The sequence below is a fragment of the Cryobacterium sp. BB736 genome (assembly GCF_014980265.1).
Taxonomy (GTDB): Bacteria; Actinomycetota; Actinomycetes; order Actinomycetales; family Microbacteriaceae; genus Terrimesophilobacter.
Genome location: NZ_JABXWQ010000001.1, coordinates 726,465 through 741,320, shown reverse-complemented (window position 1 = coordinate 741,320; position 14,856 = coordinate 726,465). Strand labels below are relative to the sequence as shown.

The following is a 14,856-nucleotide window of genomic DNA, read 5'->3' as shown; positions in this document are numbered from 1 at the left end:
TACTTACGTCTTGTCTTCGAGCGAGGCGACCATCACACCGAGTGCGCCGGGGTCGGCCGCGCAGACCACCGACGCCACCTTGCCGAACTCGTCCCCGTCGAGCTGGAACTCTTGCGCCGCATCCAGCTCCAGCTCCAGCTTCCGGGCTTGAAAGTAGGCGACGTCCCGCACGTCCTTGGTGAGGCCGATGATCTTCCGCCCGGCCGCGCTCTTGCGCAGCACGCCGTTCTCCCAGCCGATCTTCTGCCATACGCGCAGCCAGCCGAACGGTCCGCGCGGGCGCAGTGCGGCGATGTCGAGGATGCCGTCATCCGGTTCTGCTTCCGGCATGAGCAGGATGCCGCCGGGCAGCGCGCCGCAGTTCCCGATGATCATGGTGTGCGCGGTGAGCGGCCGGGTCGGGCCGCCGTTGATGCGGTAGCGCAGTTTTAGGGGGCCGACCTCCGGCAGCGCCCGCATGGTGCCGTCGATGTAGGCAAGCCACCCGACATGCTTTTTGAGCTTCGAACTCGTCTTGGCGATCATCTTCGCGTCGAGGCCGATGCCAGCCATGACGAGGAAGGCGTGCTCCTCGGTGTCGCCGTTCTCGCGGACGATCTCGGCGATGCCGAGGTCGATCTTGCGCACGACGCCGGTGAACGCGATCCGGATCGACTCCTCGAGCTGCAGGTCGAGGTCGAGGTTGCGCGCGAGCAGGTTGCCGGTCCCGGATGGCAGCACCGCCATCGGGATGCCGCTGCCTCGTAGCGTCTCTGCCACCGCGCGCACGGTTCCGTCGCCGCCCGCGGCGAGCACGACCGCTGCGCCGGCCGCGATCGCCGCCCGGGTCGCCTCGCGGCCGAAGTCTTCCTCCGCGGACGCGAACCAGGTCGTCGGCTGGAATCCCGCGTCCTTCTCGCCGGCCTCCACCGCTTCGCGCAGTTTGTCCAGCTCAACCTTGATCGGGTTGTACACGACGGCAGCCATTCCGGTGCGAGACGTCGACGCCATGATCCAACGGTACGACACGAACCGACGAATAGACTGGAGCGTGTGATTGACCCCCAACTGCTGCGCGAGAATCCGGATGCCGTCAGGCGCTCCCAGCGGGCGAGGGGTGATTCGGTCGAGCTGGTTGACGCCGCACTGCAGGCGGATTCCGAGCGTCGCTCCGCGATCACCGAGTTCGAGGCCCTGCGCGCCGAGCAGAACCAGTTCAGCAAGACCGTCGCGGCAGCGCCGAAGGATGAGAAGCGCGAGCTGGTGGCCAAGGCTCAGGAGCTTGCCGCCCGTGTCAAGGAGGCCAACCAGCGCGCATCCGACGCCGAGGCGGAGTTCAGTCGGGTCGTCGGTTCGATCTCAAATCCGATCATCGACGGGGTTCCGGCCGGCGGCGAGGACGACTTCCTCACCCTGAAGACGGTCGGCGAGCCGGCCGCCTTCAACTTCGAGGCGCGCGATCACGTCGAGCTCGGCGAGCTGCTGGGGGCCATCGACATCACCCGCGGCACCAAGGTGTCCGGCAGCCGCTTCTACTTCCTGACCGGCATCGGCGCGCGGCTCGAGATCGCGCTCATGAACATGGCGCTGAACACCGCGCTAGACGAGGGCTTCACACCGCTCATCACCCCGACCCTCGTGCGGCCGGAGGTCATGGCCGGCACCGGTTTCCTCGGCGAGCACTCCGACGAGGTGTATTACCTGCCGGCCGACGACCTGTATCTCACCGGCACGAGCGAGGTCGCGCTCGCCGGGTTCCACGCCGACGAGATCATCGACCCGGCCGAAGGGACGCGTTACGCCGGCTGGTCGACCTGCTACCGCCGGGAGGCAGGCTCAGCAGGCAAGGACAACCGCGGCATCCTGCGCGTGCACCAGTTCAACAAGCTGGAGATGTTCAGCTACGTGCTGCCGGAGAACGCGGAGGCGGAGCACGAGCGGCTGCTGGCGCTGCAGGAGCGGATGCTGCAAGCGTGCGAGCTCAGCTACCGCGTGATCGACGTCGCCGCCGGCGATCTCGGCACCAGCGCGGCCCGCAAGTTCGACATCGAGGCGTGGGTGCCGACGCAGGGCCGCTACCGCGAACTGACGAGCACGAGCAACTGCACGACGTTCCAGGCCCGGCGGCTCGACATCCGGTACCGCACCGACAGCGGCAAGACCGCACCGGTCGCGACCCTGAACGGCACGCTCGCCACGACCCGCTGGATCGTCGCCATCCTCGAGACGCACCAGCAGGCGGACGGTTCGGTGCGGGTGCCGGAGGCGCTGCGCCCGTATCTCGGCGGGCTCGAAGTCATGGAGCCGGTGAGATAGCTCGTGTCTTTCCAGCAGTGGCTTGTCGCCCTCGACATCGATGGCACGATCATCCACGAGGATGAGACGCTGACGCCGGCGGTGCACGATGCCGTCGGCCGGGTGCGGGACGCGGGCCACTGGGTGACCTTGGCGACCGGTCGGTCGTGGGAGATGACGCTGCCGTTCCTGCGCAGGCTGGAGCTGAACCCGGAGTACGTCGTGTGCGCCAACGGTGCGATCACCATGATGCGCGACGAGCACGCACCGGATGGGTACCGGCGCGAGCTGGTGGAGACCTTCGACCCCGGGCCGGTGCTCGAGCAGATTCGGTTCGGGCTGCCGGAGGGCAGGTTCCTGGTGGAGGACCCGACCGGCTTCCGGCTGTACACCAAAGGCATGCAGGACTGGAACCTCGACAACGCGCGGCAGGTGGAGTTCGAGGAGCTGTCGCACACGCCGGTGACTCGGCTGGTCGTCGTCTCGCCCGATCATGAACCGGATGCCTTCGTCGAGCTCATCGATTCGCTCGGGCTGCACCAGGTGAGCTACGCGATCGGCTGGACGGCTTGGCTCGACATCGCACCGGAGGGCGTGAACAAGGGCACCGCGCTGGAGCGCGTGCGCGGGATCATTGACATCCCACGCGATCGCGTGCTCGTCGCCGGCGATGGTCGCAACGACATCGAGATGTTCGAGTGGGCGAGCGTCGAGGGCCGCGCTGCGGCGATGGGGCAGGCGCCGGATGAGGTCAAGGAGGTGGCCACGGAGGTCACCTTGGACGTGTGGTCGGACGGCCTGGTGCCGGTGCTCGACTCGCTGATCGCATCCGGCTGACTGAGCGGTGCCGCTCAGTTCCAGCGGGCGGGGTGGTCGGTGGCGGTGACCCCGTTGGGGCTGGTCCACTCCAGCACCCCGGGGGTGACCTGCTTGACCTTCCAGGCGCCGATCGACTTCAGGGTGTGATGGCCGCGGCACAGGTTGGCCAGGTTGTCGATCTCGGTCTTCCCGTCGTGCTGCCACTCTTCGGTGTGGTCGAGGTCGGCGCGCCACGGCGACGCGTTGCAACTGGGGAATCGGCAGCGGCCGTCTCGCCAGCGCAGGTAGCGTCGCATCTTCGCCGACGGCCGGTAACTGTCCACCGCCACCGTCATCCCGGACACCGGGTGGGTGATCAACCGCACCAGCTGGTCCGCATCCCCCGCCAGCCGTCTGGCGGTGTCCATATCGATCGGACCGCGCCCGGCCATCGACGCCGGCCCGGCGCTCTCGTCGCCGGCCAGCGCCAGCGCCGGGATCACAATGGCGACCTCGGCGCGGATGCCGACCCCGGCCCGGTGCGGGGCATCCGGATCGCCGTCGGGTTGTCCGGTGAGCAGCAGCTCGCTGAACAGGTCGGCGCGGGCCTCCGGGGTGCCGAGGTTCAGGCCGCGGTCCAGGATCACCCGGGCGTGCCCGAAGCCGATCGCGCCGCACTGCAACGCATCCAGGGTGGCCGGGAACTGGTGCACCAGCGAATAGGCGGTGCCCACCCGGGCGTCCACGGTGCGGTCGGCCAGCCGCAGCATGACCGCCAACTCGCTCACCATCCCCCGCAACGCCAAATCCCGACTCGCATAGGTCGGACCACCATCGGCCTCGGCCAGTGCCGCCAGCTCCGCCAGCGCCCGCTGCTGCTTGGCCAGCGCCCGATCCTGCTCGTATTGGAACCGCATGACGTCATCCATCAGCGACCGGCGATGCCGCTCCTCACCCTCCGTGCCGGGCGCGAATCGGTCCGACTCCGCAGCAAGAATGTAGGGGTCCTCGAAGGGACCACACACCGCCAGATACGCCTCTTCGATATCCGCGGTGCGATCCCGACCCAGCCACCCCTCCCAGTCCTCGTAAGCCCGAGCATCACGCTCCGTAGGCTCCGGATAGGCGGTCGTGATCTTCATATTTCCACTGAACAACCAACCACCGACATTGCGAACGCTATGGCCGCAGGGGTGTGGATAACTCTTCCGGGAGATGATCTCGATGGGCTCGACCCCAAAGAACGAGCGACCTTGGAGACCTTGACAACCCTGCGATTCGGCCCGATTCGGCTACAATCGCAGGCGGCGTGCACAATCCGGGAGGGCTGTCCGAGCGGCCGATGGAGCCAGTCTTGAAAACTGGTGGGCAGAAATGTCTCGTGGGTTCGAATCCCACGCCCTCCGCGTACTGACACTTTGGGGGCAGTGAATGAGTGACATCTCGCGGCGTACACTGCGCCAGAAGCATGGCTCGATCGCGCGGCACGGGCGGCTGAAGCGAGGCAACGCGTGGCTCGTGATGGCGAAGATCCTTGCGGCCACCCTGTCGGTTGTGCTGGTAAGCGGCGTATCGGTTGCCGGTATCTGGGTGTGGCAGCTCGACCGGAGCATCAAGACCGTGACGCTCGTCGGCGAGACCAACGGGCCGCCGCCCGCGCTTGGCTCGTTTGAGGGTGGCTTCAACATCCTGATCGTCGGCAGCGACGAGTGCGAGGACCCGAACGGCTGCAAGGACCGCTCGGGGGTGCTCAACGACGTGACGATCCTGCTGCACGTCGCTCAGGATCAGAGCAACGCGGTTGCCGTCAGCTTTCCACGTGACTTGGTCGTTCCAATCCCGTCGTGCCCTGCTGAGGACGGCGGCAGCTACCACGCCATGTCGGCGCAGCCGATCAACGTGACGCTGTCGTACGGCGGTCTGCCGTGCACCGTGCTGACGGTTGAGAAGCTCACCGGGCTGGACATCCAGTTCGCCGGCATGGTGACGTTCTCCGGGGTGGCACAGCTCGCAAGCGCGGTGGGCGGCGTTGACGTGTGCATCAACTCCCCGATCATCGACAAGTACAGTGGCCTCTACCTTCCGGAGGCTGGCGTGCACAAGCTTGAGGGTTGGGATGCGCTCGCGTTCCTGCGCAGCCGCCACGGCGTTGGCGACGGCAGCGACCTGGGTCGCATCAGCAGCCAGCAGGTGTACATGTCGTCGCTTGTCCGCACGCTGAAGGCGGATGGCGTGCTGAACGATTTCGGCAAGCTGTTCAACATCGCCACGGTTGCGAGCCAGACGATGACGCTCTCCAACAGCCTGAAGAACGTCAACACGATGGTGTCGATGGCGCAGGTGCTGAAGAACCTGCCGCTCGAGCGGGTGATGTTCGTGCAGTATCCCGGCGTGACCGGGCAGGATGGCGTCTACAGCGGCAAGGTTGCTCCGGTGAAGTCCGCCGCGGAGGCGCTGTTCGCGAAGATCCGCGCCGACGAGCCGTTCGCGCTGAAGGCAGACAACACCGGCCGAGGCTCTGAGGTCAATGCGGATGCCCCACCGGTCACTCCGGTTGAGCCGTCGTCCGACGCATCCGCTGGTCCGTCGGCGTCAGCCGAGCCGGCGCCGGAGGTAGAGGTGCTGCATGGTGTCCAGGGCCAGAGTGCCGCCGATCAGACCTGCTCGAAGGCGTACGGGACCTGACCCGTTCGGAACGCGCACCCGCGTGCCGCTATGATGGCTGACGAGCAACTGGAGACGTCGCATAGTCAGGCCTAGTGCACCACCCTGCTAAGGTGGAGTCCCCTTATGGGGACCGAGGGTTCAAATCCCTCCGTCTCCGCCAATGAAAAACCCGCCTTTTCAGGCGGGTTTTTTGTATGCATTCATGCCCGAGCTGCTGCGGTAGCATCATGGAAACCGCGATATTGCATGCAATTCTGGGGATCAAGCTAGCGTGGTCATTCAGAGTCCGCATAGTCGCAGCGGAGAGCCACCGGGGGATGTCGATGAAGAGTCCGGAAGTGATCGTCGTGGGCGTTGGGCTGGCCGGTCTGGTGACCGCCTCAGAATTAACCCGGGCCGGCAAGCGGGTACTCCTGCTTGACCAAGAGCCCGAGAACTCGCTCGGCGGGCAGGCGCACTGGTCCTTCGGCGGCGTGCTTATGGTCGGCACTCCGGAGCAGGAGGCGCTGGGCATCGAGGACAGTCATGAACTCGCCTTGCGCGACTGGCTCGTCACGGCGGACTTCAACCAGAATGACGACCTACCGCGCCAATGGGCCGAGAGGTACATCTCGTTCGCGGCAGGGGAGCTTGGCGACTGGCTACGTGAACACGGTGTGCAGTTCGTTCCCACGGTGACTCACCCCGAGGCGGCACCCCCTGGGGGAGGGGTGGGCAGTTCCGTTCCGCGATTCCACGTCGCCTGGGGAATGGGTCCCGGCCTGCTCAGGCCGTTCACCGAGAGACTGCGCGCGGCCTCGAGCGACGAGCCGGTCGACGTGCGATTCCGTCACCGAGTTGATTCTCTAATTGTGGAGGACGGCCGAGTTCGCGGAGTGCGCGGCAGCGTGCTCGCTCCGGATGACGTTCCCCGCGGGAGGGCAAGCAACCGCACGATCGTGGGGGAGTTCGAGCACCGCGCGGGCGATGTCGTCATCGCATCCGGGGGATTCGGCGGCAACCTCGAGCTGACGCGCGAGGTTTGGCCCACTGAACGGCTGGGCGCCGTGCCCCGGAGCCTGCTGCGGGGTGCGCCGGAACACGTCGACGGCCGGATGCTCACCATCGCAAGTGACGCCGGAGCGGCTGTCGCCAATCTCGATCGCCTGTGGCCCTACGCGGAGGGAGTGTCTCACCACACTCCGCTCTGGAGCGATCATGGCGTTCGTCTCATCGCCGGACCGCACGGTCTCTGGCTGGACGGGCGCGGCGACCGGCTTGGTGACAATCTCGTATCCGGTCGGGATTCCCAGGCGGGCCTCGCCGCTGTCCGCGCCACCGGCCTGGACCACAGCTGGCTGGTGATAACCCAGCGGATCGCCGAGACCTCGGTCGTCATCGCAGGCCAGGACCAGAATCCGCAATTCGCGAGCGTGGACGCGTTCGCCGCTCGCCCGGCCGTCAATCCGGCCGTCACTGCCTTGCTGACTGGCGGTGGGGACGTACTCATCGCCGACAACGTCGACGAGTTGATCACCAAGATGCAGACGATCGCCCCAGCGGTCGAGGGTTTGCGCGTCCGTGCGGCGGTCAGACAGTGGAGCGCTCAACCTGTCGAGGGCAACCCCACTCCGGACCTCCTCGACCCGTCCGCCGCCCCACTTGTTGCCATCCGTCTCCAAACGCTGACCCGGAAGAGCCTTGGCGGCATCGTCACCGACCTGCGCTCCCGGGTACTGGATGCGTCGGGGCAGCCCATCCCTGGACTGTATGCCGTTGGAGAGGCTGCCGGATTCGGGGGCGGCGGGATGCACGGACACCGCGCGCTGGAGGGTGGATTCCTGGGTGGCTGCATCTTCACCGGCCTCACGGCCGCTCGCGCCCTGATCGGTACGACCTGAGCGACACCGCGGTCGGTCACATCCCTGACATCCCCTGCGCCGCCTTGAGTTCGCGGCCGTGCACGGTGAGTGCGTAAATCACGAACACATCGAGGGCCAGCAGGATCAGCGACCACCACGGCTGCACCGGCAGCAGGGTGATCTGGGTGAGCGCGTTCAGGGCAACGAGGATGATCGCGACGACACGCGCCCACGTTGCACCCTGCATCAGCGCCAATGCGACCACGAGCAGGGTGATGCCGGAGATCACGTGCCACCATCCCCATCCGGAGACGTCGAGGAGGAAGAGACTCCCCTCCGTGGACACGAAGTATGCGCTGTCCGGTCCGATGATCGCGAACAGGCCGAAGACTACGTCGAAGACCCCGGCGATGAGCATCATGATCGAGGCGAAGACCGCCCAACCTGTCCAGCCGGTAACAGTCGTTTCACGCATTTCCGTCATGGCGACTCCTCGTTCTCTCATCGACCTCGCTGGATCGCGTGTGCGAGGTTACGGAGCAGAATCACCGGTCGTCCTCACCCGGCAGGGGTGATTCTGGCTCAACCGGGTCGCGCGGCTAGGCGGCAGGTCAATACAGGGAGTATGGATCCGAGGTCTCTATGAGCCCCAGTTCCACAGCACGGGTGATCGCTGCGCTGCGGTCCGGGACTTCGAGCTTTCGATAGATGTGCGCCATGTGTGTCTTGATGGTGTTGACCGACACGTAGCAGCGAGCGGCGACTTCGGCGTTCGTGAGCCGCGTCGGAAGGTAGTCGAGTATCTCCAGTTCCCTTGACGTGAGGGGTTCGATCAGGTCGCCAGAGCGTCGACGCCCCACGTTTTCGGATGACTGCACAATGGTGCGGCGGAACCGGTTCGGCAACCCGGGGATCGCATCGATGATATGCGAGACCACTGGGCCGGCTCGAAGGAACGGATGCACGAGCCACTCCGGCTCGGCAACGTCGAGCGCCACGGAGAGGTCCTCTCGGGCCCGTCCGCCGCGCCCCTCAAGGGAATGAAGCCAACCCTCGAGGATCCTGTGCTCGGTTGCGGGCACGGGAGCACGTGGATCAGGGTGGAAGGGGATGTCCGCGAGTCGCTGCCGTGCGGCCCTAACATCGCCGCCTTCCAACGCGGCTGCGATTTCCTCGAACGCGAGCCCCGACCATTCACCTTGCGGCTCGATCGGCCGCGCCTCGCCGTCAAAGCGCGCCAGCCGGTGGCTCAGCGCGAGAAGGGACTGCCTGACTATCGGCGGCGGCGTGCCCGTCGGTTGAATAGCTGATGGGTCCGTGCCGAGAGGGTCGGTCAGCTTGGAGCCTAGGTGTGCCAACCAGAGGAGCGGGTTGCGCTGGTCCGCCGCGGCTCGCAGGCTCCCCTCGTGGAGCGCGATCGCCCCGGACTGCGGCTCTCCCTTCTGGATCGCCACGAATGCGCGAGCCAAGTATGCGTCCCCTGGTGCCGGTTGGCTGAGAAGGGATAGCTCGCGCGCGAGATCCAGTGCCTCATCGGCGTGTTCGGTCGCGGCGCGAAGGCATCCGCTCCACGCTTCTGCGAGCGCCAGGCTTCCCAGCCCATGCACACGGTGAAGTCCGTAACGCCCGCCCATCGACGCGAGACCTCTCTCCAGCCACTCTCGCGACTGCTCGAGCTGATTCATGAACAGATACGCGCGACCTGCTGAGACCGCGGCCAAGGCAGCCAACTGATCCCGGTCGGTCAGTTGGAGGAGGTCGGGAATTGGAGTGTCCGGCTGCGCGTCAAGGAGCTCTATGGTGCTCAGTGCGTCCGCGAGGTAGATCTCGGGATGCGGACGGAACTGGACGACCCCTGCGACATAGGTGGAGACCACAAGGCGGTAGCCGTCGCCAGTTCGTGAATCCGACAAGAGCGCTCGGAAGATGTCTTCGCCCTCGGCCGCCCGCCCAGTCATACTGGCCAGGATCCCGTAGAGCGCTTCGGCACCTGGGCGCGCGAGGCGCACTTCGCGCGGCACGATCGACAGCCAGCGGGCGATCGTCGCGAAGCCGCCGCGTTCCCAGACGGCCCGCCCGTGTTGGAAGATGAGGTCGAGGGCGACGGGCCACATTCGCCCCCGCAGGAAGCACTCGATCGCAGAGGCGGGATCATCCGCAGCGAGATACCAATCCGCGGCAGCCTGCCGAAGCCGGGTCTCGGCTTGGGCATCGGTCGCACGCAGACGGTAGCGGAGCAGATCGCGGAACAGGTGGTGGAACCTGTACCAGTCCCTGCGTCCCGGCAAGGGCACGACGAACATGGACTCTTGCTCGAGGTCCCGCAACAGCGCTGCACCATCGGTGACGTCGGTGAGAGCCTGTACGAGCCCCGCGCTCATCTCGTCCAGCACGGACAACGCCAGAAGCGCGCGTCGTCGACTCGGCGTCTGGGCGTCTAACACCTCCTGGCTCAGGAAGTCGACGATGAGTCGATCGGTTTCAGCGAGCGTGTCGACGAGCACTTCGGGGTCAGCGTGGAAGCGAAGCGTGAGTCCGGCTAGCTGGATGCCCGCGGCCCACCCCTCCGTGTGACGCATGACAGAGACCGCGGTGATCTCATCGACCGGACGCCCGGTGATCTTCGTCAGGACGGCCCCCGTGTCGCGTTCGTCGAATGCCAGTTGAGCCTGCCGAAGCTCGACGAGACCGTGCTGCAGCCGGTGTCGGCTCCATGCGAGCCGGAGGTCGGCGCGCGAGGAGAAGACGAGGTGCGCGTTAGGTGGCAGGCGGTCGGCGAGGGCCCACAGGTCTTCGACAGTGGAACGATTCGTCAAGTTGTGCAGATCGTCGAGGATGACGACCACTTCACGACTGACATGCCCGAGCGCAGTGCCGAGCGCTTCGACCATGGCGGCGCCAAGGCCGCCCCCCGGCTCACCTAGTGGAACGATTTCACTGAGCCGGGAATCAAGCGCGCCAAGCGCGTGAACGATGCGCCGTGCGAAGTGCACTGAGTCGTCATCGGCGGATGTGACATCCAGCCATGCGACGGCAAGTTCGGGTCGCGTCGGCACCCATTGCGAGAGCAACACCGTCTTGCCCGCGCCTGCGGGTGCGACGAGCAGAGTGAGCGGGGCGGCCAGCCCGGTGTCGAGCTGATGTCGCAGTTCGGGTCTATCAACGGCGTGCGGCGGAATTCTCCGCGTCTGGGCCAAGGCAACTGCCTTCCGTGATTAACGCAATCATCCCACGGGGGTGACGGCGGCGAAAGGGTCGTGCCGCACCCTGTTGGAGAGGTGCGGCGCGGTGCCCCAGCGTCGGCCGGGGAGAAGGGCCTGACATGAGCCCTCACGTCGTAGAACTGGTCGTCCGTGGCCGTCTCGGACATGAGTTGATAGCCGCCTTGGACGGCTTCGAGGTCGCTACCGACGAGCACGGGCTCACGCACATCGTCGGGCACGTGGCGGATCAGGCCCGCCTGTTCGGTCTCCTCGACATGTTCGACGAACTTCATATCGAGGTCGTGTCGATGAACCCGGTCGACCCGGAGGGCTTCTCACCCGACGCGGGTGACGCGCAAGACACGTCCGACTCGTAGCTTGGCTCAGTGGCGAGCGTGTGGCCCGCCCCCGACGATTGGGGTCGACATGGACCTGTGGAGTTGGATCTCCTGGTTCTTCTGGAGCTTTGTCTTCATCGCCTACCTGATGGTGCTCTTTTCCATCCTCGCCGACATCTTCCGCGATCACGAGCTGAACGGATGGATGAAGGCGCTGTGGATTCTGCTGTTGGTCTTCGTCCCGTTCCTGACCGCGCTGGTCTACCTCATCGCGCGCGGCGACGGTATGACTCGTCGCTCCATGTCCCAGGCTCGCTCGATGCAGGCGGCACAGGATGAGTACATCCGGCAGACCGCCGGCTCCACCAGCTCGGTGAGCGACATCGCTACCGCGAAGTCACTGCTGGACTCCGGGGCGATCACTCAGGCGGAGTACGAAGCGCTCAAGGCTGAGGCGCTGCGGTCGCAGGGCTCGCGGCCAGCGTCAGCGATGAGCTAGCCGGTCCCCGGCTAGAGGAGGTATCCCATGACCACGTTCGACTACGGTCCCATCGAGTTCTACGCAATCGGCTTCGACGGTGATCGGCCCGGTCCCGGTGTCCTCAAGGCACTGCATGACCTTGTCGCTTCGGGCACGGTGAACGTTCTCGACCTCGTCTTTGTTCGGCGCTCTGAGGATGGCGAGCTCACCACCATGGAACTGTCGGACACGATTGATGACCCCAACGTGCCGAAACTTGATCTGGCAGGGCTCGCGGGGGAAGAGGACATCGCGGATCTCGCCGCGAATGTTCCGCCCGGGGCATCCGCGGCCATTCTCACAGTCGAACTGCTCTGGGCCAAGGCGTTCTCGGCTGCGCTATTCGATGCCGGAGGGTTCGTGGTGGCGCGGCAGGGTGTACCCGCGCCGCTGGTCAACGCGTACTTGGCCGAGCACGCAGGGTGAGAAGGAGAAGACCATGCTTCGTAGAGGTGGACGCCCGGGACTCGTCGGCATGGCGGCGCGCACCGCTGTTGTCGCCGGAACCGCAACCGCGGTCTCCGGTCGGGTCGCCGCACGCCAGGAGGGGAAGGCGCAGGACGCCGCCCAGGAGCAGGCGTGGCAGGCGCAACAGCAGCAGGATGCGATGGACGCCGCCGCGGCACAGGCCGTTGCAAACGCGCAGGCTGCCGCGCCCGCACCGGCGGCTCCGGCCGCAGCGGGCGGCGGCGACCTCATGGGCCAACTGAACCAACTGGGTGCCATGCACGCGCAGGGCATCCTCTCGGACGCTGAGTTCGCTGCGGCCAAGGCAAAACTGCTCGGCTGAGCACGGGTGCCCCGGTCTCAGTGCAGGAGCACCTTGAGGGCGACCATGATGAGGCCGAAAGCGGCGGTCCCGACGGCGCCGAGGAGGCAGACGGCGAGTCGTGAGCCGCGGCGCCGGAATGCGACGAAGCCGAGTATCGCCAGCACGCCGACGCACACCCATAGCGCGGCCCACTGGGCCGCATCATCTGGAACGGCCTTCGTGACTCCTAGCAGCAGGATCGCTGCGGGAATCAGCGCGGAGACCAGCAACCCCCAGGATGGCCGCAGCGCCGCGACGAAGGACTCGCTCAGGCCGATCATCCGACCGCCCACCTTTCGGTGGTTAGCGACCGTTCCGGCGTAGACGTGAGCCGCCCAGAAAACGACGACGGTGGTGACGACCGTGACGAACGCCGTCAGCGCGGGCTCCGACCCGCTCACGACCACCAGGCCGGCGACGAGGATGACGCCGTACACGCCCTGCTCCGTTGCGAGATAATCGCCGACGGCGGCCATCCTCGAGCGCCTGCCCGTAGGGCCGGAGCCACCGTTCGGCCCGGGAGAAGCTTCTGTGGGTGTGGTCATCGAGGTGTCGTAGTCATCGTGGGCTCAGGGGGCGGGGGACGCCACGCTCACCATCCTCCGGTTCGGTCCTCGAGAGCGCAAGCGCTCACCAGGGAGCTTCGCGGCGCTTGTCAGCGCTCGTCGCTCGTGCCGAAGCCCTCGCGTTGGCGGCGCTCCTCGGAGTCCTCGAGCTCCTCGAACACGGTGATCTGCTGGCCGGTGGGGCTCTCCAGCCGGGAATTGAGCGAGCGCCACGGGGTCTCTCGTGGCTCCCCGATGATCGTCGCGCCGGCCGCTTCGAGGCGCCGCGTGGTTCCGCGCCCATCCGTCACCTCGAACGCGAGACGGATGCCACGGCCCTGTCGCTCACCGGTCTCGATGGTGTCGATCAGGTCCTTCTGGGCGTGGTTGGCGAGCTCGAGAGTTGCCCTGCCGGCGTCGAGGATCGCGACCCGAGCGTCGCCCTCGCCCTCGAAAGCGAGCTGCTCGTCCAGCCCGAGTGTGTCTCGGTAGAAGGCGAGTGCAGCCTCGAAGTCGTCGACCTCCATGACCACCCGCAACTGGAGGACGGGTCGTTGCTCAGCCATCAGCAGCACGCCATGGATGCGGCCGGTGCGGCGACCAGCGCGGCCGGACACGGAGTGGATGTCACCGAACTCGGGCGGCGTCCGCGGGGTGTTCTTTCCATCAGCACTCCGCGCTCCACGGCGTGAAGTCGAAGGAACCCGTTGGGGTTCAGTCCTGCCAACATCTTCGTTTCCCTTCATCGACAATGATCAATGGAAGCAGTTTCTGACATCCATCGATGTTTGTCAATGAATTGGACTAGGATTCTTTTCATGACCGATACGCGCACGCTCACCGTCGTGGATGCTTGCTCGAGCTGCGAGCCGCTGACGCGCGAGACGCTGAGCGCGGAGTCGGCTGTCGAGCTGGCGCGGGGACTTAAGGCCCTTGCCGACCCTGCCCGCCTGCGTCTCATCTCGATCGTGGCCGCATCCGAGAACCAGGAAGCGTGCGTGTGTGACCTGACCGAGCCGCTCGGTCTCAGCCAGCCAACTGTGTCGCACCACCTGAAAGTGCTGTCCGACGCCGGTTTTCTCACGCGCTCGCAGCGCGGAACCTGGGCTTACTACTCGCTCGTGCCCGGGGCGCTTGACTCGGTATCGAAGTTCCTGCTCACCTGAGCGGACTTACACGACGCGGGCGATGGCGAAGCCGTCCCAGCCCTTGATACCGACGGTCTGGATGGCGGTGCCGTCGAGGCGAGGGTCGCTGGAGATAAGTTCGATCGCGGCGCGCGTGCCGACAACGGATGGGTCGCCGCCATCCTCGGACAGCACAGCGCCGCCGCGCACGACGTTGTCGATCACGATGATCGAGCCCGAGCGGGTGAGCATGAGCGCCCACTCGACGTACTTCGCGTTGTTCGCCTTGTCGGCGTCGATGAAGACCATGTCGAAACGCTCGGCGCCTTCGTTGACCATCATCGCAAGCGTCTCGACCGCCGGCGCCAGTCGCACCTCGATGCGGTCGGCGAATCCGGCGCGGCGGATGTTCGCACGCGCAACCTCCGCATGCTTCGGCATCGCCTCGAGCGAGATCACCCGGCCCCCCGGCTGCAGCCCCTTGGCGAGCCAGATCGAGCTGTAGCCGCCGAGCGTTCCGATTTCGAGCACTCGGCGTGCACGGCAGATCTGCGCGAGCAGCATCAGAAACTTTCCGTGCGCCGGTGACACGTCGATCATCGGCAGGTCGGCGGATTCATTCGCCTGGAGGACGCCGGCAAGCGCCGCATCCTGCTTCACGAGTTCGCGGTTGATGTAACGGTCGACTTCGTGCCAAGTGGACATGGCCCCATTGTGTCCCGGCTAGGCGAG

Annotated in this window: 16 protein-coding genes and 2 tRNA genes; 11 read left to right on the top strand and 7 right to left on the bottom strand. The window is 66.2% G+C overall.

The genetic code is table 11. The features are described 5' to 3' along the window. Nucleotides 1-3: 3 nt before the first annotated feature. Nucleotides 4-990, bottom strand: coding sequence for a diacylglycerol kinase family protein (locus tag IRG63_RS03535; protein WP_168625849.1), 987 nt, complete (start codon nt 988-990; stop codon nt 4-6). Between the two features lie 42 nt (nt 991-1,032). On the opposite strand from IRG63_RS03535, the gene serS reads away from it, so the two are divergent. Together serS and IRG63_RS03525 are read left to right on the top strand one after the other, a co-directional pair. Continuing rightward, nucleotides 1,033-2,295, top strand: coding sequence for a serine--tRNA ligase (gene serS / locus IRG63_RS03530; protein WP_193509233.1), 1,263 nt, complete (start codon nt 1,033-1,035; stop codon nt 2,293-2,295). Between the two features lie 3 nt (nt 2,296-2,298). After that, the gene (locus IRG63_RS03525; RefSeq protein WP_168625847.1) at nt 2,299-3,111 is read left to right on the top strand and encodes an HAD hydrolase family protein; all 813 of its coding nucleotides are present in this window, start codon (nt 2,299-2,301) and stop codon (nt 3,109-3,111) included. Nucleotides 3,112-3,125: 14 nt separating this feature from the next. Here the strand turns inward: IRG63_RS03525 and IRG63_RS03520 are convergent, their stop codons facing one another. Next, nucleotides 3,126-4,214, bottom strand: a complete 1,089-nt coding sequence (locus IRG63_RS03520) for an HNH endonuclease signature motif containing protein (protein WP_193509232.1) — start codon at nt 4,212-4,214, stop codon at nt 3,126-3,128. Between the two features lie 179 nt (nt 4,215-4,393). On the opposite strand from IRG63_RS03520, the gene IRG63_RS03515 reads away from it, so the two are divergent. From IRG63_RS03515 to IRG63_RS03500, 4 genes are all read left to right on the top strand, one after another. Beyond that, nucleotides 4,394-4,478: transfer RNA gene (locus IRG63_RS03515), tRNA-Ser, on the top strand. 25 nt (nt 4,479-4,503) lie between these two features. Beyond that, entirely contained in the window at nt 4,504-5,757 is a 1,254-nt protein-coding gene (locus IRG63_RS03510) for an LCP family protein (RefSeq protein WP_168625845.1), read from the top strand. Between the two features lie 50 nt (nt 5,758-5,807). Further along, nucleotides 5,808-5,899 (top strand) — tRNA-Ser (locus IRG63_RS03505). A gap of 163 nt (nt 5,900-6,062) precedes the next feature. Beyond that, complete coding sequence (locus IRG63_RS03500; RefSeq protein WP_349236096.1) at nt 6,063-7,619, top strand: FAD-binding dehydrogenase; 1,557 nt, start codon at nt 6,063-6,065, stop codon at nt 7,617-7,619. 16 nt (nt 7,620-7,635) lie between these two features. On the opposite strand, the gene IRG63_RS03495 is transcribed toward IRG63_RS03500, so the two are convergent. Continuing rightward, entirely contained in the window at nt 7,636-8,064 is a 429-nt protein-coding gene (locus IRG63_RS03495) for a hypothetical protein (RefSeq protein ID WP_227411713.1), read from the bottom strand. 127 nt (nt 8,065-8,191) lie between these two features. Then, on the bottom strand, nt 8,192-10,777 hold the full coding sequence (locus IRG63_RS03490; protein ID WP_168625843.1) for a LuxR C-terminal-related transcriptional regulator: 2,586 nt from the start codon (nt 10,775-10,777) through the stop codon (nt 8,192-8,194). A gap of 125 nt (nt 10,778-10,902) precedes the next feature. Between IRG63_RS03490 and IRG63_RS03485 the strand changes: the two genes are divergently transcribed. The 4 genes from IRG63_RS03485 to IRG63_RS03470 are packed head-to-tail and all read left to right on the top strand — an operon-like array spanning nt 10,903 to nt 12,431. Continuing rightward, entirely contained in the window at nt 10,903-11,160 is a 258-nt protein-coding gene (locus IRG63_RS03485) for a hypothetical protein (protein ID WP_168625842.1), read from the top strand. 49 nt (nt 11,161-11,209) lie between these two features. Next, nucleotides 11,210-11,620, top strand: a complete 411-nt coding sequence (locus tag IRG63_RS03480) for an SHOCT domain-containing protein (RefSeq protein WP_168625841.1) — start codon at nt 11,210-11,212, stop codon at nt 11,618-11,620. A 27-nt stretch (nt 11,621-11,647) separates the two neighbouring features. Continuing rightward, nucleotides 11,648-12,067: a DUF6325 family protein gene (locus IRG63_RS03475; protein ID WP_168625840.1), complete on the top strand. Its 420-nt coding sequence runs from the start codon at nt 11,648-11,650 to the stop codon at nt 12,065-12,067. A 13-nt stretch (nt 12,068-12,080) separates the two neighbouring features. Then, nucleotides 12,081-12,431, top strand: a complete 351-nt coding sequence (locus IRG63_RS03470; RefSeq protein ID WP_193509231.1) for an SHOCT domain-containing protein — start codon at nt 12,081-12,083, stop codon at nt 12,429-12,431. A 17-nt stretch (nt 12,432-12,448) separates the two neighbouring features. Here the strand turns inward: IRG63_RS03470 and IRG63_RS03465 are convergent, their stop codons facing one another. Further along, a complete protein-coding gene (locus IRG63_RS03465) occupies nt 12,449-12,928 on the bottom strand; it encodes a hypothetical protein (RefSeq protein WP_168625838.1) in 480 nt (159 codons plus the stop codon). Nucleotides 12,929-13,107: 179 nt separating this feature from the next. Further along, nucleotides 13,108-13,563 carry a VOC family protein gene (locus IRG63_RS03460; RefSeq protein ID WP_168626839.1) on the bottom strand — a complete coding sequence of 152 codons (456 nt, stop codon included), beginning with the start codon at nt 13,561-13,563 and terminating at the stop codon, nt 13,108-13,110. Nucleotides 13,564-13,815: 252 nt separating this feature from the next. On the opposite strand from IRG63_RS03460, the gene IRG63_RS03455 reads away from it, so the two are divergent. Continuing rightward, complete coding sequence (locus IRG63_RS03455) at nt 13,816-14,163, top strand: metalloregulator ArsR/SmtB family transcription factor (protein WP_193509229.1); 348 nt, start codon at nt 13,816-13,818, stop codon at nt 14,161-14,163. Nucleotides 14,164-14,169: 6 nt separating this feature from the next. On the opposite strand, the gene IRG63_RS03450 is transcribed toward IRG63_RS03455, so the two are convergent. Further along, nucleotides 14,170-14,829: an O-methyltransferase gene (locus IRG63_RS03450; RefSeq protein WP_193509228.1), complete on the bottom strand. Its 660-nt coding sequence runs from the start codon at nt 14,827-14,829 to the stop codon at nt 14,170-14,172. Nucleotides 14,830-14,856: the final 27 nt, after the last annotated feature.